Source organism: Formosa bonchosmolovskayae (genome assembly GCF_051016085.1).
Classification (GTDB): Bacteria; Bacteroidota; Bacteroidia; order Flavobacteriales; family Flavobacteriaceae; genus Formosa.
This window is the reverse complement of the sequence record NZ_CP174605.1, coordinates 3,262,531-3,286,944: the sequence shown is the minus strand read 5'-3', so window position 1 is coordinate 3,286,944 and position 24,414 is coordinate 3,262,531. Positions and strand designations below refer to the sequence as shown.

The following is a 24,414-nucleotide window of genomic DNA, read 5'->3' as shown; positions in this document are numbered from 1 at the left end:
CTTATGCGTTTAAAAAACTTGTTAATGGACTACTTGCTTCGGCATGTTGTTTAACAGGTGCTAACTTAGCCTGATAAGCCATACGTCCGGCTTGTACTGCCAATTTAAATGCTTTAGCCATTTCTATAGGGTTCTGAGATACAGCAATTGCAGTATTTACAAGAACAGCGTCTGCTCCTAATTCCATAGCAAAGGCTGCGTGAGATGGACTCCCAATTCCTGCATCTACAATTACCGGAACATTACTTTGCGCTATAATAATCTCCAGAAATTCTAACGTTTTTAAACCTTTGTTACTACCTATAGGTGCTCCTAAAGGCATGACACATTGCACGCCAACATCTTCTAAGCGCTTGCATAAAACAGGGTCGGCATGAATATAAGGCATCACCACAAATCCTTCTTTAACCAAAATCTCGGCTGCTTTTAAGGTTTCAATAGGATCGGGTAATAAATATTTAGGATCGGGATGAATTTCTAATTTCACCCAATTGGTTTGTAACGCTTCTCGGGATAAATTGGCCGCAAACACAGCTTCTTCGGCAGTACGTACTCCAGAGGTGTTTGGCAATAAATGTATCGATGAATGGTTTAAATGTGTTAATATATCATCCTCTAAATCAGATGCATTTACGCGTTTTAAAGCTACAGTAACCAATTCACTTTCTGAAGCTAAAATGGCATCTCTCATATTCTGAGAATTACTAAATTTTCCAGTTCCAGTAAATAATCTCGAACTAAATGTTTTATCTGCAATGGTTAAAAAATCATTCATCATCTTCTTTTTTATTCATTTTATAAACTTGTTCTTGGGTACTTGGTCCGTTTAAAAGGTTATTAAACTCTGGAATGTTATTAAAATTCTGCGTGAGTTCTCCAGACACTGCAACACCAAAAATTCCTGTATCCATAAGTTCGGACACATCATTAAGAGTGATGCCACCAATAGCCACAATCGGGATGTCCGATTGCACTGAATTTAGAATAGATTTATAGCCGTCAATTCCTAAAATAGGTCCTAATTTAGATTTAGTAGTGGTGAAGCGAAACGGTCCCAAACCGATATAATCTACCTTTTTTTCGATAAGGTTTTTACAATCTTCAAGCGTATTCGCTGTACCTCCAATGCGATACCATTTTCCTAAATACTCCCGAACCTCTAACGGACAACCATCGTCTTTTCCTAAATGTACACCATCGGCATTTACAGCCTTAGCTACTTTATAGAAATCGTTTATTATTAATCGAGTCTGAAAATGCATAGTGATTTCTCGTGCTTTCTTAGCTGTATCTAAAACAATGGCTTCATCGAAATTCTTCATTCTTAATTGAATCCAATCTGCTCCTGCACTACATGCGGCTTGAACATATTCTAAATGTTGTTCGGCCGTGTCTCCTTGTGTGATATACTGTAATTTACTTATCATAAGTTTTTGTAATTATGTGTTCCTAACAACGAGTCATTTGAATTTAGAAACTGTTCTGTGTATTGTTTTGCTAATTTACACGCATCTTCTAAATCCATGTTTTTCGTAAAATTAGAGGCTAATGCGGCCGAAATAACACAACCACTGCCATGTTTTTCATGGATTTTCTGAACGCCTGGTCTAAAATTAATTTGAACAATACCGCTGTGGTAAATTTCGTCCCAACCTTTTTTGTCGGCACGATGACCTCCTTTTAAATAAATATTTGTTTTTTGAGATATAAACTCAATGGTTTCTGAAATGGATTTATTTGGTAATAAATTCTGAATTTCATCGTAATTAGGAGTTATAAAATAGCATGTATCTAAAACACTATTGAATGTTTCAAAATCTGAATCGGTGTGAAAATCGAATCCTGAGCTCGCTTGCATTATAGGATCTAAAATGATTTTTATGGTTGGGTTTAATCGTAATAACGTGTCTACAACTTTAGAAAGTACTTGCCAAGATTCTATAATTCCAATTTTAACAACATCGATAGTAAAACGCTCGAACAACGTTTCGATTTGTTGAATAATTATGGATGCTTCAATCCAAACACAATTTTTAAAATCGATATCGTTTTGCACCGTTACTGCTGTACAAACCGATAAACCATATAATCCATGTGCTTCAAATGTTTTAATATCGGATGTGATTCCCGCTCCACTTGAAGGGTCAAGTCCCGCAATTGTTAATATGAATGTTTTGTTATTCATTAATGTTTGTTTAATTCTTTCATATTATCCTGAATTTAGTTCGTGGACTCAAAGTTATTAGAACTATAATTCATGACTCGTCAATTTCAGAGTCAAATTATAGTGATGTTGCTAACTAGATGTCAATGCATTACTTTTCCATTTGTGAGATGCTGAAACAAGTTCCGCATGACGATACAAACAACATTCTATTTCTAAAAGTTGAATATACCAATACCCTGAACCTATTTCAGCGCCTTATTATTTAAATTGACCTTGTATCTTATTAAAAACATCTATAGGATTTTCGCTATTCCAAATCCCGCCTAAAACACCAACACCTTTATAACCTAATTTTTTAAAGGTTTCAATATTAAATTCTGTCACACCGCCCATACCAATAATGATTTTATCGATGTGATTGACATCAAATCCGCGACCTTCATATCCTGCTTTTGAAATGGATGAAAACACCGGACTCAACAAGTGGTAATCGAATTCGAAATAACAATTAGCTAGATCTTCGGGTTCATGGAACGAGGAGCTTATGGTTTTACCAAACATATTTAAGCCTTTAAAATACTGTCCTGGATTATCGATATGATCAATACGTTTTTGCTCTTGAAAATGAATGCCTTTTAAATTGAATACATTAACCAGTTCATGAACATAATGCACCACAATTCTGTTGTGATATTCCGTATCAATCTGATTTAAATAAGCCACGTGTTCTTCGTAATTCTTATTCGGTTTCCGCAAATGATAATATTGCAAACCGGCTTCAAAAAGCTGATGTAAGATTTCAATTTCGTTAGGTAAATCCGTTTCAGGTGCTATGAGTACAATCATCTCTATAATTCATTAAAAGTGAACAATTAGTAATGCAAGCCAAGCACAAGCCAACTATACATTACTAACTGTAATATGGTTTAAAGATACACTTCACTCCCTTTATTTTTGAATTCTTCCGACTTTTCTTCCATTCCTTTTGTAAACACTTCGTCTCCAATTATTTCGTTAACTGCAGCAAAATCCCTTACCTCTTGAGAAATCTTCATCGAACAGAATTTCGGTCCGCACATCGAACAGAAATGCGCTATTTTAGCACCTTCTGCAGGCAATGTTTCATCATGATATTCTCGAGCCAATTCTGGGTCCAAAGCCAAATTAAATTGATCTTCCCAACGGAATTCAAATCGTGCTTTACTTAAAGCATCATCACGGTGTTGGGCTCCTGGATGTCCTTTTGCTAAATCAGCTGCATGTGCAGCTAATTTATACGTTACCACTCCTGTGCGTACATCGTCTTTATTTGGTAAACCTAAGTGTTCTTTAGGTGTTACATAGCATAACATGGCGCAACCAAACCAACCAATCATAGCGGCTCCAATACCCGAAGTAATATGATCGTATCCCGGAGCGATATCTGTGGTTAACGGACCTAAAGTATAAAAAGGCGCTTCTTCACAAGCTTCTAACTGCTTGTCCATATTGGCCTTAATCATGTGCATTGGTACGTGTCCCGGTCCTTCAATAAAGGTTTGTACATCGTGTTTCCATGCGATTTTAGTCAGTTCGCCCAAAGTTTCTAACTCTGCAAATTGTGCTTCGTCATTGGCATCGGCAATACATCCTGGACGTAATCCGTCACCTAATGAGAACGCGACATCGTAAGCTTTCATAATCTCGCAAATCTCTTCAAAATGTGTGTATAAAAAACTTTCTTTATGATGCGCTAAACACCATTTTGCCATGATTGATCCACCACGAGAAACAATTCCTGTAATACGTTTTGCCGTCATTGGCACATAGCGTAAACGCACACCAGCGTGAATAGTGAAATAATCGACACCTTGCTCGGCTTGTTCGATTAAAGTATCACGGAAAATCTCCCACGTTAAATCTTCGGCTTTACCATTTACTTTTTCTAAAGCTTGGTAAATAGGTACAGTTCCGATTGGTACTGGCGAATTACGAATAATCCACTCACGAGTTTCATGAATATTTTCTCCAGTAGATAAATCCATGATGTTATCAGCGCCCCAACGGCATGCCCAAACTGCTTTTTCAACTTCTTCTTCTATACTAGATGTTGTAGCCGAATTCCCAATATTAGCGTTAATCTTTACAAGAAAATTACGACCAATAATCATCGGTTCACTTTCTGGGTGATTGATGTTTGAAGGTAACACGGCACGTCCACGAGCAATTTCTTCTCGGACAAATTCGGCTGTAATTTTCTGCGGAATTGACGCTCCGAAATCTTTACCTTTATGTTGTTCAGACAAGCGAATAGCTTCATCTATTTTTTGGTTTTCACGAATGGCTACATATTCCATTTCTGGCGTAATAATCCCTTGTCTGGCATAATGCATTTGCGATACATTTTTCCCTGCTTTAGCTCGAAATGGCTTTTTAACATCTGCAAAACGTAAATGATCGAGTTCTGCATTATTCATACGCTCGTTACAGTATTTTGATGAGAACGCATCTAATTGTTCAACATCTCCTCGTTTTAAAACCCAAGGTTCACGAATGCGCTCAATTCCTTGATGCACATTAATATCCTTATCAGGATCGGTATATGGTCCAGAAGTATCGTAAACCGTAATCGGCTGATTTGGAGTTCGGGATTTTGTTAAGGAATCTACGGTATCACTCAATGCTATTTCTCGCATAGCCACTTGTAATTCCGGGAATAATTCGCCTTGTACGTAAATTTTCTTTGAATTTGGAAACGGATTTCTAGTCACACCATTTTGCGGTGCTGTGTCTTTTTTCTTCATGGTTATTCATTAAATTAAAGTGCAAACAACATGTGTAAACACCGAATTAATTAGGTTAAATAAGATTGTGATATAAAAAAAGAAACAGTTCTAGCCGCCTTGTGTGGCTTGAATAATCAGGATATTATCGTTGTTTAAAACTGTAGTTTTTTCCCAATTAAAATAAGGCACAACAGTATTATTAACAGCCACTGCAATACCATTTTGAATGGGACTTAGTTTAGAAACGATAGTTGCAAGCGAAGTATTTTCGGCAACCTGATGTATAACATTGTTTACGTTTATAGATATCATAATCTTGATTTAGATAAATTTCCATAAACTTTTAAAGGATAAACCGAATTTGAACTCGGTTCTAGTGAAATGATTTGAAAAGTGCTAACTTTTTCCTCCGGCTGTATAAACAGCGTCAGGTTCAAAGGATATTTCTCAAACTACATAGTAGTTACTCCTAAAGTTTATTTTTTGTTCTTACAAACTTAAAGGATTTTAATTCATGAAAACAAATTTTTATGAAAGAAATTTAAAAATTGTTTTGTGGTTTACTGAGTTGTTTGCCTTAATTTTGCCATTCGAAAAAAAAAGCATGCCACTACCCGATTATAAAAAATTACTACTTCCTACTTTAAAAAAACATTTTGGATACGACCAGTTTCGTGCCCAACAGCAAGATATTATAGAATATGTGCTTGAAGGAAACGATGCCCTAGTAATTATGCCTACTGGAGGCGGAAAATCGATGTGTTTTCAGGTGCCTGCCTTGCTTTTTGAAGGCATAACAATAGTGGTTTCTCCCCTTATTGCGTTAATGAAAGATCAGGTTGATGGACTAAAAGCCAATGGTATTGATGCCAATTTTTATAATAGTAGTCAGTCGTCTGAAGAGCAACAAGCTATTTTAGAACAAGTTATAAAAGCAGAGTTAAAACTTCTATATGTTGCGCCAGAAAGTCTTGCGGGTTTATCTAATGTTTTAAACGAGCGGTATGTGAGTTGTATTGCCATTGACGAAGCACATTGTATCTCGTCTTGGGGACATGATTTTCGTCCGTCGTACCAACAACTCGGTTTCTTAAAAAAATCGCTACCCAACATTCCAATTATAGCGTTAACTGCCACGGCAGATAAAGCTACACGTCAGGATATTTTAGATCAGTTACAAATTCCGAATGCGCAACAATTTATTTCCTCTTTCGATAGGCAGAATATTTCTTTAGAAGTGCGTTCTGGTACTGAAAAAGTAAAACAGATTATCAGTTTTGTAAAAAAACATCCTAATCAGTCGGGAATTATTTACTGTTTAAGCAGAAAAAACACTGAAGAACTTGCGAAGAAATTAAACAGCAATGGAATTCCTGCTACAGCCTATCATGCCGGACTTAATTTTAACGAACGCAACAAAGTTCAAGAAGATTTTGTTTACGACACCACTCAGGTGGTTTGTGCTACGGTTGCTTTCGGAATGGGAATTGACAAATCGAATGTCCGCTGGGTGATTCACCACAATATGCCTAAAAACATTGAAGGATACTACCAAGAAATTGGTCGTGGGGGACGTGATGGCTTAAAAGCTCATGCTCTACTGTTTCATAGTTATGCCGATGTGATTCAATTACGTCGTTTTGCGTCTGGAGCTTCTAATGAAGATGTTCAGATTGCGAAGTTGGAACGCATGAAACAATTTAGTGAAGCAACAACATGCCGACGAAAAATCTTGCTAAGTTACTTTGGTGAGTTACTAGAAGAAAATTGTGGAAATTGTGACGTGTGCAAGAATCCGCCACAAATTTTCGACGGTACTATTATCGCACAAAAAATATTATCTGCTGTGTATCGTCTTAAAGAGAAAGAAGCGATAGGGACTATTTTAGATGTGTTACGAGGGTCTCATAATGCTAATATTTTAGAGAAGGGTTACGATAAATTAAAAACCTTTGGCATAGGTAGAGATGTGGCTTGGAAAGATTGGCAACATTTTATTATTCAACTTATGAATCAAGGGTATTGCGAGATTGCATTTCATAAAAATAATGCCTTACAACTCACCGAATTTTCTAATAATGTATTGTTTAAAGGCGCTAAAGTATCGTTAACACGACCGGTGCATATTGCCGAGCCAAAAGTTAAAGAAAAAGTAAAACGTACGAAGGTTAAACGTGGTGCATCAAAAACGACTGCCGATTCGTTATTTGAACGTTTACGACAATTGCGTTATAAAATTTCGAAAGAGGAAAACATTCCGGCTTACCTTATTTTTAGTGACAAAACCTTGATGGAAATGGAACGCGACCGCCCGATGAGTATCATGGATTTAATGGATGTTAGCGGTGTTGGTCAGCATAAAGCAGAAACGTATGGTGATGAATTTATTGAAGAAATCATGAAGTTTCTGGGGTCTAAACCTAAGAAAGAGAAAAAACGTTCGACCCATTTAGTGACTTACGATTTGTATAAAAAAGGACTCTCCATTGAAGAAATTTCTATGCAACGTAAATTGAGAGATACCACAGTTTACTCGCACATTGCTAAGCTTCATAGCGACGGAAAAGATATTAATATTTATGATTTTGTTTCTAAACGCGAAGTTGAAGATGTAAAAAAAGCAAAAGAAAACATAGATGGTTCTACCTCATTAAAAGCGTATTACGATTACTTTGATGAACAATTAGATTACTTCAAAATTCGTTTAGCGCTAAGTGTTATTGACAACTAAATTCGGATTGTTTTCTAAATCTACTAACCATAAAACATTACTTATTGACATACAGAATGCTAGATAAATGGCATTTGAGTAGATTTAAACTAATAAAAATTATTTTATAATTTAGAGTTTATTAAATTCGTATCGACTATTTATACCTTATGAAAAAATCGACCAAATCATTATTTTATTTACTTCTGTCTTGTCTTTATTTGTCGACTGCTTTAAGCTACGGACAAGACAAATCTGCTGCGTTAAAAGATTCAACGGCGGTTAAGAAGCAAAAAATTGAAATTGAATATACCGATGAAGGTTTTGAGTTTAAAACGTCTGATGAGAAATATGCTCTTCATATAGAATCGCGTTTACAATTTAGATTTTCCACTCCAAGTGATTTAAATCCGGTAACCTACGATGAAATATATTCCGAAAAGGAAACGGTTTTTAAGATAAATAGAGCCCGTTTAAAAGTAGGTGGTCACGCTTATAAACCTTGGTTAAAATACTACTGGGAATACGAAGTATCTGCTGGAAATCTTATGGATTTTAGAGTTATGATTGAAAAGTATTCGTTCTTTAAAATTAAAGTTGGGCAATGGAAAACCTATTACAACCGAGAACGCGTAATTTCTTCTGGAAAACAACAAATGGCAGACCGTTCTATTTTAACGCGTCCTTTTACTCTAGATAGACAGCAAGGTGTTGAGTTTTATGGTAGAATTAACCCGAGCAAATTTGCCGATTTTACATATCACGCTTCCATTTTAACAGGTACGGGACGTGGTTCCACAGAAAATGACGACGAACATTTAATGTATGTGGGGCGCTTACAATATAATTTTTTGGGACGTGAATTGAGTTTCACGGGTTCAGATTTGGCCTATCATGATGACTTTACCGGATTAATTGCTGTAGCGGCAACTACCAACCGAAGCCCGTACACACGTTTTTCTCAAGCTGGTGGCGGACAATTAGTTGGTTTTGAAGATGGTGTAGACGGACAATATAAAGTCAATCAATTTTTACTAGAAACTGCCTTTATGTATCGTGGATTATCTTGGCAAAACGAATTTCATACTAAAGAAATTTACGATTATGTAAATGACCAAACCACTAATTTAAAAGGTGCATATTTTCAGTCTGGATATTTTTTCCATAGTATCTGGCCTAAGTTTCCAAAACCCTTAGAGGTTGCGGCGCGCTATGCTTATTACATTCCGAATACACATTTATCTAATAATTTAGAAGAAGAATTTGTTTTGGCATTTAACTGGTTTTTTAATGGTCATAGAAATAAGTTAACGTCTGAAGTTACATACTTCAACTTTCAAGACCAGACCGGAATTTACGATAACGGCTTACGTTTTAGAGTTCAATGGGATATTTCTTTTTAAAATATCATCTTTATGTATAGAAAACGCCTTGTATCTTATAAAGATACAAGGCGTTTTTATGTCTTCACTATATGCTTTAATGCATATATGAAAATGTTAGTGTTTCATTTGCGAATCAATCCACATATTAACGCGACGTTCTAATAATTCCATTGGTAAAGCGCCTCCACCAAGCACGGTGTCGTGAAATCCTTTTATATCAAATTTATCACCTAATTTGTCTTCTGCTGTTTTACGTAATTCCTGAATTTTAAGCATTCCTATTTTGTAAGATGTCGCTTGTCCAGGCATTACCATATAGCGTTGTACTTCTGCGGTAATAGCACCATCTGACACCGATGAGTTTTCTTTGAAATATTTAAACGCATCTGCTTCCGTCCAGCCTTTGGCATGTAATCCAGTATCGACCACCAAACGGATGGCTCTCCATATTTCATTAACCAAGCGTCCGAAATCGTAATACGGATTTTGGTATCCGCCCATTTCCTTAGCCAATATTTCCGAATATAATGCCCAACCTTCACTATACACACTAAAACCTGCTTGAGTTCTAAACTGTGGAACACCTTCTAATTCTTGAGCAATAGAAATTTGCATGTGATGCCCTGGTAGACCTTCATGATACGCGACACCTTCCATTGTGGTTTTGTCCATCATACTCATATCAGAAAGATGAACATAATACGTTCCAGGTCTAGAGCCATCCGGAGTTCCTGCATTATAATGTTGTGGTGCACCGTCTTGCTCTCTAAAGGCTTCAACACGTTTAACTTCTAATTTGGCTTTAGGAAGAATTCCGAAGTAATCGGGTAATTTCTTCTCTATAGCATCTAGATATTTTGTGGATTCATCTAAATACCCTTGTCTACCTTCGTCTGTATTTGGAAAGTAAAATTGTGGGTCGCTATCTACAAACTTAAAAAAAGCGTTTAAGTCGCCATCGAAACCAACTTTATCCTTAATCGCTAGCATTTCTTCTCTAATTCTAGCCACTTCTTCCAAGCCTTTTTCATGCACTTGGTCTGCTGTTAGGTTGGAAGTGGTAAAAACTTTTAACTGATAGTTGTAAAAATCTTTACCATTGTCGTGTCTGCTAACTCCTGTAGGCGTTGCTTCTGCATTTTCAATTTCAGATTCTAACCACGTTAAAAGATTCTGATACGAAGGTATAAATGCTTCCTGAATTACAGATGCCGATTCTTGTTTTAAAGATTCAGCCTCTTCAGAAGTTATTTGTTCTGAAGCTAAAAGCGCATCGGTTTTTCTATGCATATCTTCTAATACTGTTTTACCATCAAGTAATCCTTTTGTTTGAGAAATAACTGTTTCGAAAGCAAATTTTGGAGGTAATATACCTAAATCGGCTTGGTCTTGAGCTTTAACCAACAATTGATTCATAGCAACACCTACACCTTTAATTCTAGAAATATATGCCGTCATGTCTGGCAGACTATCCACTTTATGATAATTGATTAAGAAGTTTGGAAAGTACGTATGTGCACCACGCATTTGTTCAAATACATATTCCATATCTCTATACGTCATGCTTTCCTTTAACATCTCGTATTGATACATCCATAAGTCGTAAGAGGCTTGGTCTGCTTCATCCAAATTATCATAATCAAAGGTTTCTTTTAATATTTTGGCACTTTCGGTATACCAAGCGAGTTTTCTATCTTCCGCTTCTTTACTCATGTCGTCGATTTTATCATTTAAATCTTTTCGACCTAGAGAAGTTAAGTGCATCGGACTCATTTGAAGTAACTCTTCGTACTTCACATCAAACCATGCATTCAGTTCTGCTTTCTGACTAACGACAGCTTTTGGTTCTTCTTTGCAGGAAGCAAATACTAGTAGAAAAAGTAAAACCGGCAGTCCGATTTTTGTAATGTTACATGTTTTCATAAAATGTTTATCAAGTTAAATTAGGTTTAGGCTAAATATAGCTAATTAAATGAAGTGAAAGCAAATATGGGTTCGATAGTCAATTTCCATATCCAAATCTGATTAAAATGAAGAAAAAGCAACCGGAATTTGTATAAAACTTAAAAACTGAAGACCAAATTATTCGTTAATAACTCCTGATAACTCTGCTTCTTTTTACTCCTTAAAAGTTATATTTTGCGGACTCTTATTTAAGGAAAGAAAATGAAAGTTTGTATAGCCGAAAAGCCAAGTGTAGCCCGTGAAATTGCGTCTGTTTTAGGTGCGAATACCAAACACGATGGATATTACGAAGGTAATGGCTACGCGGTAACTTACACTTTTGGTCATTTATGTACATTGTTTGAACCAAACGACTATAAGCCACATTGGAAAAGTTGGGATTTAAACAATTTACCCATGCTTCCCGAGAAATTTAAAACAAAAGTAACTTCGGATTCCGGAATTCAGAAGCAATTTAATATTGTAAAAGGATTATTTGACAGAGCCGATGTGGTTATAAACTGCGGGGATGCTGGTCAAGAGGGAGAATTAATACAACGTTGGGTTTTAGACCAAGCAGAGTATAAAGGTAAGGTGGAACGTTTATGGATTTCGTCCTTAACCACAGAAGCCATAAAGGAAGGTTTCGAGCATTTAAAACCGTCTGAACAGTACGATAATTTGTATTACGCTGGGTTTTCTAGAGCGATTGGCGACTGGTTATTAGGGATGAATGCGACGCGTTTATATACCGTTAAACATGGTGGTTACAAGCAAGTGTTATCTATTGGTCGTGTGCAAACACCAACTTTGGCTATGGTTGTAAATCGGTTTAAAGAGATTGAAAATTTTAAGCCACAACCCTATTGGGAGTTACAAACCATGTATCGGGACACCTTATTTAGTTATGAAGAAGGGCGTTTTTTAAAGATGGAAGATGGTGAGTTACTCGCCAATAAAGTTAAAGAAGACGATTTTGAAATTGTTTCGATTACCAAAAAGAAAGGCACAGAATATGCGCCTAAATTATTCGATTTAACAGGATTACAGGTATATTGTAATACGAAATTTGGATTTTCGGCAGATGAAACTTTAAAAATCGTTCAGAAGCTGTACGAGCAAAAGGTGGTGACCTATCCTAGAGTAGATACCACGTTCTTACCGAACGACGTGTATCCAAAAGTACATGGCATTCTTCAGAAATTATCAAAATACAACACCTTAACCGAACCGCTTTTAGGCAAGAAAATTAAGAAATCGGCTAAAGTATTCAACGATAAAAAAGTAACCGATCACCACGCTATTATCCCAACGGGAATTCAGATTAATTTACAATACAATCAGCAACAGGTTTACGACATTATAGTAAAGCGATTTATTGCTGTGTTTTACGATGATTGTTCGGTATCTAATACCACGGTAATTGGTAAAGCGGCCGAAGTAAATTTTAAAACCACTGGAAAAGAAATTCTTAAAAAAGGGTGGCGTGTTGTATTTGAATCTCCTGATAAAGAGAAAAAAGAATCAGGTATTTTACCCACGTTTGTTAAAGGTGAAAAAGGACCTCATGAACCCTCGTTTTTAGAAAAGCAAACCAAACCACCAAATCAATTTACGGAAGCTTCCCTCCTACGTGCTATGGAAACGGCAGGTAAGCAAGTAGACGATGATGATTTGCGCGAGCTCATGAAGGAAAATGGTATTGGAAGACCGTCTACACGAGCCAATATTATTGAAACCTTATTCCGAAGAAAATACATTGTCCGTAATAAAAAACAATTACTGCCTACTACAACTGGAATACAGTTGATAGATATCATTCAGAACGATTTATTAAAATCTGCAGAACTGACAGGATTGTGGGAAAAGCAATTAAAAGATATAGAAAAAGGCGAATACAATGCGGGAACGTTTATAAATAACATGAAACGCATGGTTGACGAGTTGGTGTACGAAGTACGTAGTGAAACCAAACGTGCCAATATCTCTTATGAAGCAAATGCCGAAAAAAAGACAGCCAAAGCTGAAACGAAGAAACAGGCAGGTATTTTATCTGAGAACTGTCCGAAATGTAAACAAGGCAACCTGATAAAAGGAAAATCGGCTTACGGTTGTAGCGCATTTAAATCGGGTTGTAAATTCGTATTGCCATTCAGTTTTAGCGATAAAAAGATTTCTGAAAAACAATACATCCGTTTACTTCAAAAAGGATCGACTGTCAACCTAAAAGGATTCAAAACTGAGCAAGGTACTGTTGAAGGCTTGTTGCGATTTGACGATGATTTTAAACTGGTTTTAGAACCTAAAATCGCCGTTAAAAAAGAAACTAAAACAGAAGTTCCTGATACTTTAACGTGTCCGAAATGCAAAGAAGGCACCGTTATGAAAGGCAAGACCGCTTATGGTTGTAGTGCCTATAAATCGGGTTGCGATTTTAAAGTTACTTTTGATACGATTAGAGAAAAATCGGCTGGAGAAAAACTTACAAAAGCCTTGGTATTTAAAATATTAAATGCATCAATTTAAAGTTATGCATCAACACTTTAAAATATATAAACCTTATGGCTATTTAAGTCAGTTTATAAACAACGGACAAAAACAGCATCGTAAAAAGTTGCTTGGTGAGTTGGGAGAATTCCCTGAAGGCACTATGTCAATTGGTCGTTTAGATGAAAAATCTGAAGGGCTTTTATTACTCACTACCGATGGTAAAATGAGTGATTTTGTAAACAGCTCGAAAGTCGATAAAGAGTACTATGCCCAAGTAGATGGCGACATAACCGAAGCGGCTATTAAAGCTTTACAAAATGGTGTTGAAATAGGATTAAACGGCACCAAATACACTACCAAACCTTGCCCTGCTTTTAAGTTAGATGAGGTTCCTAATTTACCCGAACGCTGGAAAAAATTAAGAGACGAAAGACACGGGCCGACCTCTTGGGTTTCGATTATATTAAACGAAGGCAAATTTAGACAAGTCCGTAAAATGACTTCGGCAGTAGGGTATCCAACACTCCGTTTAGTCCGAGTTCGCGTTGGGACTATTTATCTTGACGACTTACAACCAGGAGATTCTTTGGAATTATTAGATATTAAAAGAGAACTTAATTTAGACGCCTAAACGTTCTAGAACATCCTTTTTAAACGTTTCTCCAATTGGAATACGCATATCGTTTTGTAACACAATTTTAGTCTTTTGTAAGGCTTTAATGGAGTTTACATTTACAATAAACGATTTATGAACACGCATAAAATGATTGTTCCCTGGTAATTTATCCATCATATCTTTAAAACTTAATAAAGTAATTATAGCTTTATTGGTCCCTTCGATATGAATTTTAATGTAATCCTTTAACCCCTGAACATATATAATGTTTTCGGTTTTAATTTTAATGTTTTCATATTCCGATTTCACAAAGATAAAATCGTTTTCTTGTTTCTGAAATGCGCCTATAGCTGCTGGCATTCCACTTGCAGGTTGTAAGTGTTCCAATTCGTATTTTTCTTTTGCTCGCGTTACAGCTTTTATAAATCTGTGAAACGGCATGGGTTTGACTAAATAATCTGTGGCATTTAAATTAAATCCGTCTAATGCATATTGCGGATAGGCTGTTGTAAATATAAATTGAGGTAAGTTTTCTATAGATTTCACTAAATCAATACCACTTAAATTAGGCATTTCTATATCTAAAAACACTAAATCTACACTGTGTTTATTGAGAAGCGTAATCGCTTCTAACGGATTGGTACATTTCGCCACAATATCCATCCCTCCCATTTGTTTTAAGTACGATTCGACTACATCTATAGCTAAAGGCTCGTCATCTATAATGATACACTTCATACGGAAAGATTTAGATTTAAATTAACGATATATTGATTGTCTACTGTATCTATTTTAAGCGTATGCAAGTTTGGATACAATAACTGTAAACGATCCTTAGTGTTTTGCAAGCCTATACCCGAATTTTCAGGATCTTGTTTTCTGTTACCTATTAAATTAACACACTTGAAGTTAAGTTCGTTAGCATTAACCATAATTTCAATGCGTACTAATGTGTTTCCTTTAAAGTCTGTACCGTATTTAAACGCATTTTCAATAAATGCAATTAATAATAAAGGTCTTATTTTTTGTTGTGAAATACCTCCTCTAATCAGTAAGGTGACGTCGCGATTATTGGCAATCCTAAGACGCTGTAATTTTAAATAATTCTGAATATAATCTAATTCGTCATTTAGCATTACAAATTCATTATCTGCTTGGTACAGCATATATCGCATGAGCTCAGAAAGCATGATTACAGCTTCTGGAGCATCATTAGATTTTTTACTGGTTAAGGAATAAATACTATTTAAGGAATTAAATAGAAAATGCGGACTCAACTGATTTTTAAGAAAATGAAGCTCGGCAGACGATTTTTGAGACTCCACTTCTTTTTGATGTTGTATGTTTTTATCCCATTCTAAATACATTTTAATAGCGGTTCCTATAAGAATTAAAATGATATTAAAAAACAACGGAAACCCAATACGAATACCTCTAAAACTAGGACGTTCGCCAGGGTCGTTCATATCGTTTTGTGGTGGTGGTAAACGATGAATTATTTCTGGTTTAGGAAAAACAAATTCAACCAAAACAACACATAAAACAATTAAACCAATAACGGCTATAAAGTAATTTACATTCTTTTTTTTAAGTAAAAAGTACGGAACTAAAATTAGATAATTAATATAGAAACTAAAAATACCAACAATTAAGAAATTAAGAAAAGCTTTAGGTATTCTTCCGGTATTAAAATACACCTGAAGGAAAAACACAAACAAAAAAACAGCCCATATTACGAGATGTATAAAGCCTTCCTTTTTTAAAATTTTAAAAAGTTGTGTTTTTTTAGTCATTATTAATTTGTTATTAATTTAAACAGTTTAGTGCTATCGCATGTTTATCTAATTCTGCTTTCGTGATTCTAGGGTTTTCCTTGTGTTCCAGTTTACGAACTACCAAGTTAGCGATTTTTAGAGCATCGTCTGAATTACAAAATGTATGTTGTGCATCAATCGCAGGAACATGATCTTGTTTTATTAACAGTTTACTATCCATACTAATCTCGTAACCATACCCCGTATTTACTTTATACACATGTACATTATAACCCGAATTGCTATTCAATTGAAATACCACTACGCATATTAACACTATAGATCCGAAAACTAAAAATAATTTTAATATATTCTTCATAAAGTAAACAAAATAATCCCCAGATATACAGCATTACACCCGGGGATTTAATTAAAAAAACAAACAACTATTATTTAATTTAAAGGGTAATTTTATTTGATTGACAACAAATTAATCTTCATCGTCATAATCTTCCTGTGGAAACAACTCGTAATTATCATCTAAATACAAACTACCGCTTCGTCCTAAAAGAACAAATGCTCTACTACCGTCAGAAAATCCTAAGGCATCTTGGCGTGTGTAAGCCTCTAAACTTGTGATATCATCCCAAGAATCTGTTCCTGGATTATACTCCCATGTAGACCCTAAAACACCACCATTATAACCTGTTACGATATATCCTAATCCGTCCATGCTAAATCCAACAGCATTAGATCGTGTAATATTATAATCGTCTTCTTCGTCTAGATCGTTTAATCTATTAAACACTTCTGTAGCGGGATCAAATTCCCAGAAATCAGATTTATACAAGCCGTTACTAACACCTGTTCCGATGTATACTTTATCTCCTATACTAAAAGACGTTGCAAAACGACGTTTTTCTCCTCCAAAACCAACAAGTTCAGACCATTCATCGGTTGTTGGATTATATTTATAGAAATCCTTTAAATCGTTATCACCATCATATCCGGTTCCGATAAACCCCATATTATTTCCAGAAAATCCTATAGCCGCACGTCTTGGTCCGCCAATAAAATCTGCTTTCTGCGTCCATTGATTGGTATCGTTATTATACTCCCAGAAATCACTTAATTCATTCGTTCCATCATAACCGATACCTAAATAACCATTTCCATTAACTGCAAAACCAGAAGCAGAACTTCTTTCTGTACCAGGGAAATCGGCTTTTTGCACCCAATAATCGCCGTCTATATTATATTCCCAAAAATCATTCAAATAATCATCTCCATCGTAACCAGTCCCCATATACCCCATATTGTCTAAAACAAAACCAACAACATTACTTCTTGGTACACCATCGAAAACAGAACGTTGTTTCCAGTTTCCTCTGTCGCCACCATCATCGTCGCTAGAACAGTTAAACAGACTTAATGTTAATACACACAACATTAATACTCTTGTAGAATTTGTACTCATATTTAGATTCATTTATAAATTTAATTGCTGTTTTATTATATGCCAGCATGTTTTAAATAACAAGTCCAAAACTACAAGCTTACTATAGTTTTAGAAAATAAAGTAGATAGGTTAGGAATTTGTCTATACCAACCCATACTCTTAATCGATGAATACGATTTATGAAAGACATCGAGAATTTTAAGGTGTTTGAAGATGTAAATGTGTATTTGGTATATCTCTTTTTAAAAGTAAAGGCTTACCGTTTAAGTTCGCTTAATATTAAAAATTACATATGAACTCAATATTTTTTAGAACACTCCTTGGAGCCTGTTGTTTTATGATGCTTTTACAAGCATGCGATTCTGACACCACATCTGTAATTGGAGAGGATTGGATAGATAATGGAACAAAAGTATTCTATATAGATACCTTTACAGTAAATACATCTACCTATAAATTCGACTCGATTATTGTAACAACACCTAGCCGTTATTTAATAGGTGGTTACACCGATCCTACTTTTGGACATGTAAAAACCACACCATACATTCAGCTAAATAGCTCTTCGCTCTATATAGATTCTGATGCCGTTTACGACTCTGTAGCACTCTTATTAGATTACACAGATTACTATTATAACGATACTATACCGACACAAAAATTTAATGTTTATGAAGTACTAGAAACCATAACACCAGATGAAGACTACTTTTATAACACAACCACCTTTAAAACGAACCCCACTTCTATTGGAAGTGTGCAGTTTAGTCCGACGCCCATACGCGAAGACTCTATTCATTTTACTTTAAATTCAGATTATGGTAAGCAAATATTTGAAGACATTCAAGACAACGAAATTAATAGTAGCACCGAATTTCTAGATAAATATAAAGGCATTATGATTGAAGCCGATGATGCCAATACGGCTGTAATAGGAATTGGAACGACATCAAAACTAAGATTATATTATTCTATTGCTAATGAAGATGACACCGAAGAAGGGTATTACGACATCGCTATAGACACCGATAATAGCTTTAACAACATGACTTCAGATTACGGGACAACTGTGTTTAACACTTTACAAGAACAAACCGACGAACTACCGAGTACGCTTGCAGATAATTTAAATTTTATTCAAGCTGGTAGTGGGTTAGCCACTAAAATAGATATTCCTTTTATAGAACGTATTAATACGCTTAACGGTTCGGGTTCTATAATGGATGCCAATTTAAAGATATCGCTTAAAAAGAATTCAAGTACAGATAATCTATCTACCCGAGATTCTTTAAATGTCTATATCATCGATCAGAAATCTGAGATCGTCACCACCTTAACAGATTATACAGGAAGTATAGTTTACGGCCGAAAATTAACAGATGAATTCGATTCTAATTACACATCATACGTCATTTCTTTAAAATATTTTCTTGATTTAAAATTGAACGCCACCAATGCGTCAAATCTTTTCTTAGGCATTACATCACAAGGATTTACAGATTCTGTAGACCGTTATATTTTGGAAGGAGAAGATTCCGAAGAAAACAATTTGAAAACATTTTTAGAATTAAACTACGCCCTATATAATGAGTATTAAGATAAATTTATTTACAGCAACTTTAAGTCTAATGGTCTCGACCGCATTTGCTCAGACTAATTCGTTATCGAGTTCGCCTTATTCCCTTTATGGAATGGGTACATTTAACACAGCAAATACAGGAAAAACAATAAGTTTAGGAGGCACAGGAATTGCTGGTAGTTCTTCGGAGTTTATTAATAATTTAAATCCCGCTTCTATGTCCAGCATCCCTTTAAACACATTCTTTTTTGATGTGGGACTAAAATCGGAATACGGAATTCAAATAGAGGGTGGCGTTAAAGAATACAAAAACATAGCTAACTTTTCTAACGTTGCATTTGCTTTTCCTTTAAATAAAAAATCAGGAGTGAGTGTGACGCTTATTCCATATACTAGTGTAGGGTATAATTTAACCAATTTGGAACGGGATATTGAAGGTTCTATAAGCTCATTTTATAGCGACATTAATGGTTCCGGAGGTTTAAACGATTTAAAATTAAATTACGGTTACGCCGTGTTAGACAATTTAAGTCTTGGAGTAACGGGTTCTGTTTTATTCGGTCAGATTATTGAAAACGAAGTGAATTATATCGGAACTAATGTATTAGACATTTATGATGCCAACAGTTATTCGGGACTACAATTTGGAGCCGGAATTCAATACAAACCCGTAAAAAACACAACTTTAGGGGCCACTGTAAATTTACCAACTAATTTGAGTGGTATACAATATAGAGATATTTCTCAATTGTACGATAGTGATATTAGTCTAGAACAAGATTTAGAAGATTTTAAATTACCCTTAGAAGTTGGAGTGGGTATACAAACCACATTTTTAGAGCAAGTGAATGTCGCTTTCGATTATAAAAAGAAATATTGGACAGACACCGACCAAACCGATCAGTTAGGAACATTTGTAGATCAAGATATTTTTGGATTCGGGATAGAATTTGATCCCAATGGGAATCCGTTAAAATTTAGAAACAGAATGCAGTATCGTGCAGGACTAAGTTACGACAGTGGAAATTTAGAAATTAATGATAAAAAGATAAACAATTACTCTCTTAATCTTGGTTTAGGAATACCTGTAAGTTACAATACGGTATCCATGTTAAACATCGCCTACTCTTATGGAAAAAAAGGTCAAATTTACGATGGTCTTATTAAAGAGAATTACCATATGCTAACTTTAAACATTAGTTTGGCTGGACGTTGGTTTGAGAAAAGAAAGTTTCAATAAAAATCAATTGTATACTAAAGAAAGACTGCAATTTTGTTATTCCTAATTCCGAATACAAACGGAAGATTAGCAAAATTGCACCGAACTTTAATATGCACTACACTAAAAGTAGACTTAAAATGGCTTTTTAGCTGTTGAATAGCCCAATTGGCATTCAAATAAATAGAAACGCTTGCCTTTAAAACCAATTCAGATTCCAAGATGGAATCTGAAGAAAAGAAATAATCTTATTTATTCTACACTAAAAAAAACTAACAAGTAACTTCCTGCGAGTAAATTTTAGTATAAAACATGAAATATCATCATTGTTAAAAGACACCTTTTAAAGCTGTCTTTTTATAAATCATATTCAGAAGTTAAATTTAACTTCTAGGAATATCAACAATGATATCACAAAATTTATTGCAATTATACTTAAGATTAAATTTTCTTAACTCTAACTGCATTCATACCTTTCATACCACGTTCTAATTCAAACTGAACTTTATCATTTTCGATAATAGTATCAATTAAACCACTTACGTGACAGAAATATTTTTCTGAATTTTCTGCATCGATAATAAATCCGAAACCTTTAGAGCTATCAAAAAATGATACTTTTCCTTTACGGATTGGATCCACTTCTTCAATATCACTATCGTCTTTTTTAGGAATTCCGATAACAATATCTTCTGCTTCAACTTTAATTTTATCTGCTGGATCTGGTGGCGTATCTGTAAGATTTCCGTATTGATCTACATAGGCAAATTGAATACCTTGAGAATCTTTAGACTCAGCTTTACGAGCTTCTTTTTTCTTTAGTTTGTCTTCACGCTTTTTTTGACGTGCTTTTTCTTTTTCGATTTTATTGTACGTCTGTTGAGACTTAGCCATAAATTACTACTTGTTTTAAATTGAGAATTAAGTTTATTGAAATGAACACCTTAACGTCTTTAAAAAGACGATTAATCGCATTACAATTCTTTACAAAGATAATGTAAGTATTTGGATTTGATAAACACTAGACAAAAAACTATTTTAATAAATAGTTAAGCCCTATCTTTTAATGAAAAATATGAAGTATTTTTTTGAAGTTATTATATTACTCCTTTACTATAATAATAGACCCTTTAACCCCTTTAGCTAAGTTCCAAGTATTTCCTGATATGTAGTTACCATCTTCGTCTAATACTTTAAACTGGGCAGTATTAGGCCCAGAACTTCCAGTATTCAGAGCTTGAAAATCGATTTTATTAAGTCCAGGTTGCAACTCGAAAGTAAAGCCACTAAAGCCATTTGTTAGCAATACATTAGATTTAATAATATCGTCGTTTACAAATACCATAATGCGGTCGCCATCGAATGCCTGATGATCTCTATACACTATATTAACAGTTCCTGAGGTGGTTTTAAAATCCCCAAAGTACTGATCGACTAAACTTCCCGTTGCATCGGGATTTACAGCTTCAGAATCCGGCATCACCAATTGGTTATCTAAATTATCTTGAAAAAGTTCTGCTGGATTGCCGAACTTCTTTTTATTAAACATCGAGAATTCCTCTTTAACATTTAAACTCGGATGCTTGGTAACGGTTAAACCATTTACTTTATCAGAATCAATAGACTCATTTAAAGAAGGCGCTTCTAAAGGTTTTATATCTAAACTATGTACTTCTGTAGCTTTCCCCTCCTCACTTTCAATAGCTGGTATTAAAAGAGAGTTCCCCTGCCTTGAATCTATTTGCGACCAAGCCGTAGTTGAGAGGCACAGAAAAGTAATAAATAAAAAAAGATACTTCATAGGGATATTTATACAGCTCAAAAATAATTTATAATTTTTAATGTAAGCAAAAATCATTCCTAAAATTTGTTAAGGTTTGGTGGGTTTTCACAACTATTTATGCTTTTAATTACAATATGAAGATTAAGGATTCTATTATATCCTCTTTTTAGCAACTATCAAGAACCGTTTTTAATCGTAACATATTACATCTAACTCATAAATTACAGTACATATAGAAACGCCAGAACTTAAATCCTGGCGCTTATATATTATGTATGTGCTACTTTTAATGGGCTTCACCTTCTAAATCTAATAAAAAGGCGTACTTCAAGGCTTGTATTTTATAGCGTTCAAAACGGCCTGAGGCACCACCATGTCCAACATCCATATTACAATCCATAATTAACAAATTGTCGTCTGTTTTAGTAGCTCGTAATTTCGCTATCCATTTTGCTGGTTCCCAATATTGCACTTGGCTATCCCAATACCCAGTAGTTATAAGCATATTGGGATACGATTTGGCTTCAACATTATCGTAAGGCGAATAGGATTTTATATAATCGTAATAGATACTATCTTTTGGGTTTCCCCATTCATCAAATTCAAATGTAGTTAACGGGATGGTTTCATCTAACATGGTAGAAACAACATCTACAAATGGCACAGCGGCCACAACTCCGTGCCATAAATTAGGTTTCATATTTACAATGGCTCCCATAAGCAAACCTCCTGCACTACCGCCTTCGGCATATAAATGTTCGGGAGATGTATAATTAGCGTCTACTAGGTATTCTGCGCAATCTATAAAATCTGTAAATGTGTTTTTCTTATTTAACAGCTTACCATCTTCATACCAGTCTCTTCCCATTTCTTGTCCGCCACGAACATGAGCAATAGCATAAATAAATCCGCGATCTAAAAGACTTAATCTGCTCGAATTAAAATTGGCATCTATACTAATACCATACGAGCCATAGCCTAATAAAAGCAGAGGATTATTTCCTGATTTGGTAATGCCCTTTTTATACACCAAAGATATTGGAATTTTAGTACCATCGGTGGCCGTCGCAAACAAACGTTCTGAAGCGTACAGGTTTGGATTAAAATTAGAATCTAATACTTCTTCTTGCTTTAATAATACCTGTTCTTTTGTTTTCATATTATATTCAAACGTACTGTTAGGTGTCGTTAAAGACGAATAGTTATACCTTAAGACATTGGTATCAAAATCTAAATTAGATGTGGTATACGTTAAATATGTTGGATCGTTAAATGGTAAATAATGCTCATTTCCATTCCAATTTCTAATTCTAAGTTTACGCAGACCGTTTTCACGTTCAGTAATAACCAAGTATTCTTTAAACAAATCGAAATCTTCTAAAAGAACATCGTCGCGATGTGGTATAACATCGACCCAATTTTCTTGTGTTGTTGCATGTATTGGAGTTTCCACAATTTTAAAGTTTTTAGCACCATCTTTATTTGTTCTGATGTAAAAATGATTCGCATAATGATCGACATAATATTCTAAATGCTTTTCTCTTGGCTGAATCACTTTTAGTTCACCATCTGGAATATTCGCATCCATATATTGGTACTCGTTAGAAAGGGTTTGAAAACTACCAATAAATATAAAAGCTTCCGACTTAGACTTAAACACAGCACATCTAAAGGTGTCATCTTTTTCTTCGTAAACTAAAACATCCAAATCCTGAGTATCTCCTAGCTTGTGCTTAAATACTTTATTACTTCTTAAGGTTTCTGGATCCTTGGTTGTGTAAAATACGGTTTTATTATCGTTTGCCCATACTGCGCTACCATCGGTATTTTCTAAGACATCATCTAACATATCGCCTGTTCCTAAATTCTTAAAACGCACAGTATATTGTCTCCTAGAAATAGTATCTACAGCATAGGCCAATAATGTATTGTTTGGGCTAACCGCTTGAGCTCCAATTTCAAAATAAGTTAAACCTTTAGATAATTCCGGTCCGTCTAGCATAACTTCTTCCGTTTCCGTACCTAGTTTAGAACGACAGTACAACGGATAATCATTGCCTTCCTTAAACTTTGAATAATAGGAATACCCATTGTGATTCACAGGTACCGATTCGTCGTCTTTCTTTATACGCCCCTTTATTTCATCAAATAGAACGGTTTGAAGCGAATCTGTATGTCCCATAACCTTATGTAGGTAATCGTTTTCGGCATTTAGATAATCAATAACATGTTGAGTTTGGGCATCTGGAGTAGTTGCATTTTTTTGTTCGTCGGATAAGCGCATCCAAAAGTAATTGTCAATACGCGTGTCTCCGTGTACAGTTAGTTCCTCGGCCTGAATTTTTGCTATTGGAGGTTGGATTTTTGATTCTGAAGCTTTTTTGTAATCTGATTTACATCCTAGAAAAAAAAGCGAAGCTAAAAAGTAATAAGTGAATTTCATATCTATTTAGTTGTTAGTGGGTTATAAATATAACAAACAATTAAACACGATATATCAATTCATTCATATTATCTTCTTGAAAATCACATACACCATAGTA

General features: G+C 34.9%; 20 protein-coding genes and 1 riboswitch. Of the genes, 6 read left to right on the top strand and 14 right to left on the bottom strand.

Annotated elements, in window-relative coordinates; genetic code table 11:
- Window position 1: 1 nt before the first annotated feature.
- From ACKC83_RS14030 to thiS, 6 genes are all read right to left on the bottom strand, one after another.
- Complete coding sequence (locus ACKC83_RS14030; RefSeq protein WP_434037786.1) at window positions 2-775, bottom strand: thiazole synthase; 774 nt, start codon at window positions 773-775, stop codon at window positions 2-4.
- Complete coding sequence (gene thiE, locus ACKC83_RS14025; protein WP_434035993.1) at window positions 768-1,427, bottom strand: thiamine phosphate synthase; 660 nt, start codon at window positions 1,425-1,427, stop codon at window positions 768-770. Before thiE ends, ACKC83_RS14030 begins: the two co-directional genes overlap by 8 nt.
- Complete coding sequence (locus ACKC83_RS14020) at window positions 1,424-2,185, bottom strand: hydroxymethylpyrimidine/phosphomethylpyrimidine kinase (RefSeq protein WP_434035992.1); 762 nt, start codon at window positions 2,183-2,185, stop codon at window positions 1,424-1,426. Before ACKC83_RS14020 ends, thiE begins: the two co-directional genes overlap by 4 nt.
- Before the next feature lie 240 nt (window positions 2,186-2,425).
- Window positions 2,426-3,013 (bottom strand): thiamine phosphate synthase, encoded by a 588-nt coding sequence (locus tag ACKC83_RS14015; protein ID WP_434035991.1) that lies wholly within the window; start codon window positions 3,011-3,013, stop codon window positions 2,426-2,428.
- Between the two features lie 80 nt (window positions 3,014-3,093).
- Window positions 3,094-4,950: a phosphomethylpyrimidine synthase ThiC gene (thiC, locus tag ACKC83_RS14010; RefSeq protein WP_434035990.1), complete on the bottom strand. Its 1,857-nt coding sequence runs from the start codon at window positions 4,948-4,950 to the stop codon at window positions 3,094-3,096.
- Window positions 4,951-5,040: 90 nt separating this feature from the next.
- Complete coding sequence (gene thiS / locus ACKC83_RS14005; protein ID WP_414034461.1) at window positions 5,041-5,244, bottom strand: sulfur carrier protein ThiS; 204 nt, start codon at window positions 5,242-5,244, stop codon at window positions 5,041-5,043.
- 75 nt (window positions 5,245-5,319) lie between these two features.
- Window positions 5,320-5,413, bottom strand: a riboswitch (TPP riboswitch).
- Between the two features lie 123 nt (window positions 5,414-5,536).
- Here thiS and recQ point away from each other — a divergent pair.
- Together recQ and ACKC83_RS13995 are read left to right on the top strand one after the other, a co-directional pair.
- Window positions 5,537-7,663: a DNA helicase RecQ gene (recQ, locus tag ACKC83_RS14000; RefSeq protein ID WP_434037785.1), complete on the top strand. Its 2,127-nt coding sequence runs from the start codon at window positions 5,537-5,539 to the stop codon at window positions 7,661-7,663.
- 149 nt (window positions 7,664-7,812) lie between these two features.
- Window positions 7,813-9,045 carry a porin gene (locus tag ACKC83_RS13995; RefSeq protein ID WP_434035989.1) on the top strand — a complete coding sequence of 411 codons (1,233 nt, stop codon included), beginning with the start codon at window positions 7,813-7,815 and terminating at the stop codon, window positions 9,043-9,045.
- A gap of 96 nt (window positions 9,046-9,141) precedes the next feature.
- Here the strand turns inward: ACKC83_RS13995 and ACKC83_RS13990 are convergent, their stop codons facing one another.
- On the bottom strand, window positions 9,142-10,950 hold the full coding sequence (locus ACKC83_RS13990) for a DUF885 domain-containing protein (RefSeq protein WP_434035988.1): 1,809 nt from the start codon (window positions 10,948-10,950) through the stop codon (window positions 9,142-9,144).
- A 243-nt stretch (window positions 10,951-11,193) separates the two neighbouring features.
- Here ACKC83_RS13990 and ACKC83_RS13985 point away from each other — a divergent pair, with 243 nt between their 5' ends.
- Both ACKC83_RS13985 and ACKC83_RS13980 read left to right on the top strand, forming a co-directional pair.
- Window positions 11,194-13,497 carry a DNA topoisomerase 3 gene (locus tag ACKC83_RS13985; protein ID WP_434035987.1) on the top strand — a complete coding sequence of 768 codons (2,304 nt, stop codon included), beginning with the start codon at window positions 11,194-11,196 and terminating at the stop codon, window positions 13,495-13,497.
- The gene (locus tag ACKC83_RS13980) at window positions 13,484-14,092 is read left to right on the top strand and encodes a pseudouridine synthase (protein WP_434035986.1); all 609 of its coding nucleotides are present in this window, start codon (window positions 13,484-13,486) and stop codon (window positions 14,090-14,092) included. The genes ACKC83_RS13985 and ACKC83_RS13980 overlap by 14 nt, the downstream gene beginning before the upstream one ends.
- On the opposite strand, the gene ACKC83_RS13975 is transcribed toward ACKC83_RS13980, so the two are convergent.
- From ACKC83_RS13975 to ACKC83_RS13960, 4 genes are all read right to left on the bottom strand, one after another.
- A complete protein-coding gene (locus ACKC83_RS13975) occupies window positions 14,081-14,815 on the bottom strand; it encodes a LytR/AlgR family response regulator transcription factor (protein ID WP_434035985.1) in 735 nt (244 codons plus the stop codon). The two genes, ACKC83_RS13980 and ACKC83_RS13975, sit on opposite strands and share 12 nt — an antisense overlap.
- Window positions 14,812-15,870, bottom strand: a complete 1,059-nt coding sequence (locus ACKC83_RS13970) for a sensor histidine kinase (RefSeq protein WP_434035984.1) — start codon at window positions 15,868-15,870, stop codon at window positions 14,812-14,814. Before ACKC83_RS13970 ends, ACKC83_RS13975 begins: the two co-directional genes overlap by 4 nt.
- Window positions 15,871-15,883: 13 nt before the next feature.
- Window positions 15,884-16,210 carry a DUF4907 domain-containing protein gene (locus tag ACKC83_RS13965; RefSeq protein WP_434035983.1) on the bottom strand — a complete coding sequence of 109 codons (327 nt, stop codon included), beginning with the start codon at window positions 16,208-16,210 and terminating at the stop codon, window positions 15,884-15,886.
- A gap of 111 nt (window positions 16,211-16,321) precedes the next feature.
- Window positions 16,322-17,308 (bottom strand): Kelch repeat-containing protein, encoded by a 987-nt coding sequence (locus ACKC83_RS13960; protein ID WP_414034453.1) that lies wholly within the window; start codon window positions 17,306-17,308, stop codon window positions 16,322-16,324.
- A 274-nt stretch (window positions 17,309-17,582) separates the two neighbouring features.
- On the opposite strand from ACKC83_RS13960, the gene ACKC83_RS13955 reads away from it, so the two are divergent.
- Together ACKC83_RS13955 and ACKC83_RS13950 are read left to right on the top strand one after the other, a co-directional pair.
- On the top strand, window positions 17,583-18,887 hold the full coding sequence (locus ACKC83_RS13955; RefSeq protein WP_434035982.1) for a DUF4270 family protein: 1,305 nt from the start codon (window positions 17,583-17,585) through the stop codon (window positions 18,885-18,887).
- Entirely contained in the window at window positions 18,877-20,109 is a 1,233-nt protein-coding gene (locus tag ACKC83_RS13950) for a hypothetical protein (RefSeq protein WP_434035981.1), read from the top strand. The genes ACKC83_RS13955 and ACKC83_RS13950 overlap by 11 nt, the downstream gene beginning before the upstream one ends.
- Window positions 20,110-20,529: 420 nt before the next feature.
- Here the strand turns inward: ACKC83_RS13950 and ACKC83_RS13945 are convergent, their stop codons facing one another.
- The 3 genes from ACKC83_RS13945 to ACKC83_RS13935 form a co-directional block, all read right to left on the bottom strand.
- Window positions 20,530-20,982, bottom strand: coding sequence for a cold-shock protein (locus tag ACKC83_RS13945; protein ID WP_382381349.1), 453 nt, complete (start codon window positions 20,980-20,982; stop codon window positions 20,530-20,532).
- A 208-nt stretch (window positions 20,983-21,190) separates the two neighbouring features.
- The gene (locus ACKC83_RS13940; RefSeq protein WP_434035980.1) at window positions 21,191-21,889 is read right to left on the bottom strand and encodes a hypothetical protein; all 699 of its coding nucleotides are present in this window, start codon (window positions 21,887-21,889) and stop codon (window positions 21,191-21,193) included.
- Between the two features lie 268 nt (window positions 21,890-22,157).
- A complete protein-coding gene (locus ACKC83_RS13935) occupies window positions 22,158-24,314 on the bottom strand; it encodes a S9 family peptidase (protein WP_434035979.1) in 2,157 nt (718 codons plus the stop codon).
- Between the last annotated feature and the right edge of the window lie 100 nt (window positions 24,315-24,414).

Bases quoted from the DNA above. Each gene is read 5' to 3' on its own strand.
- ACKC83_RS14030 (WP_434037786.1), bottom strand. From the start codon at position 775: ATGAATGATTTTTTAACCATTGCAGATAAAACATTTAGTTCGAGATTA.
- thiE (WP_434035993.1), bottom strand. From the start codon at position 1,427: ATGATAAGTAAATTACAGTATATCACACAAGGAGACACGGCCGAACAA.
- ACKC83_RS14020 (WP_434035992.1), bottom strand. From the start codon at position 2,185: ATGAATAACAAAACATTCATATTAACAATTGCGGGACTTGACCCTTCA.
- ACKC83_RS14015 (WP_434035991.1), bottom strand. From the start codon at position 3,013: ATGATTGTACTCATAGCACCTGAAACGGATTTACCTAACGAAATTGAA.
- thiC (WP_434035990.1), bottom strand. From the start codon at position 4,950: ATGAAGAAAAAAGACACAGCACCGCAAAATGGTGTGACTAGAAATCCG.
- thiS (WP_414034461.1), bottom strand. From the start codon at position 5,244: ATGATATCTATAAACGTAAACAATGTTATACATCAGGTTGCCGAAAAT.
- recQ (WP_434037785.1), top strand. From the start codon at position 5,537: ATGCCACTACCCGATTATAAAAAATTACTACTTCCTACTTTAAAAAAA.
- ACKC83_RS13995 (WP_434035989.1), top strand. From the start codon at position 7,813: ATGAAAAAATCGACCAAATCATTATTTTATTTACTTCTGTCTTGTCTT.
- ACKC83_RS13990 (WP_434035988.1), bottom strand. From the start codon at position 10,950: ATGAAAACATGTAACATTACAAAAATCGGACTGCCGGTTTTACTTTTT.
- ACKC83_RS13985 (WP_434035987.1), top strand. From the start codon at position 11,194: ATGAAAGTTTGTATAGCCGAAAAGCCAAGTGTAGCCCGTGAAATTGCG.
- ACKC83_RS13980 (WP_434035986.1), top strand. From the start codon at position 13,484: ATGCATCAATTTAAAGTTATGCATCAACACTTTAAAATATATAAACCT.
- ACKC83_RS13975 (WP_434035985.1), bottom strand. From the start codon at position 14,815: ATGAAGTGTATCATTATAGATGACGAGCCTTTAGCTATAGATGTAGTC.
- ACKC83_RS13970 (WP_434035984.1), bottom strand. From the start codon at position 15,870: ATGACTAAAAAAACACAACTTTTTAAAATTTTAAAAAAGGAAGGCTTT.
- ACKC83_RS13965 (WP_434035983.1), bottom strand. From the start codon at position 16,210: ATGAAGAATATATTAAAATTATTTTTAGTTTTCGGATCTATAGTGTTA.
- ACKC83_RS13960 (WP_414034453.1), bottom strand. From the start codon at position 17,308: ATGAGTACAAATTCTACAAGAGTATTAATGTTGTGTGTATTAACATTA.
- ACKC83_RS13955 (WP_434035982.1), top strand. From the start codon at position 17,583: ATGAACTCAATATTTTTTAGAACACTCCTTGGAGCCTGTTGTTTTATG.
- ACKC83_RS13950 (WP_434035981.1), top strand. From the start codon at position 18,877: ATGAGTATTAAGATAAATTTATTTACAGCAACTTTAAGTCTAATGGTC.
- ACKC83_RS13945 (WP_382381349.1), bottom strand. From the start codon at position 20,982: ATGGCTAAGTCTCAACAGACGTACAATAAAATCGAAAAAGAAAAAGCA.
- ACKC83_RS13940 (WP_434035980.1), bottom strand. From the start codon at position 21,889: ATGAAGTATCTTTTTTTATTTATTACTTTTCTGTGCCTCTCAACTACG.
- ACKC83_RS13935 (WP_434035979.1), bottom strand. From the start codon at position 24,314: ATGAAATTCACTTATTACTTTTTAGCTTCGCTTTTTTTTCTAGGATGT.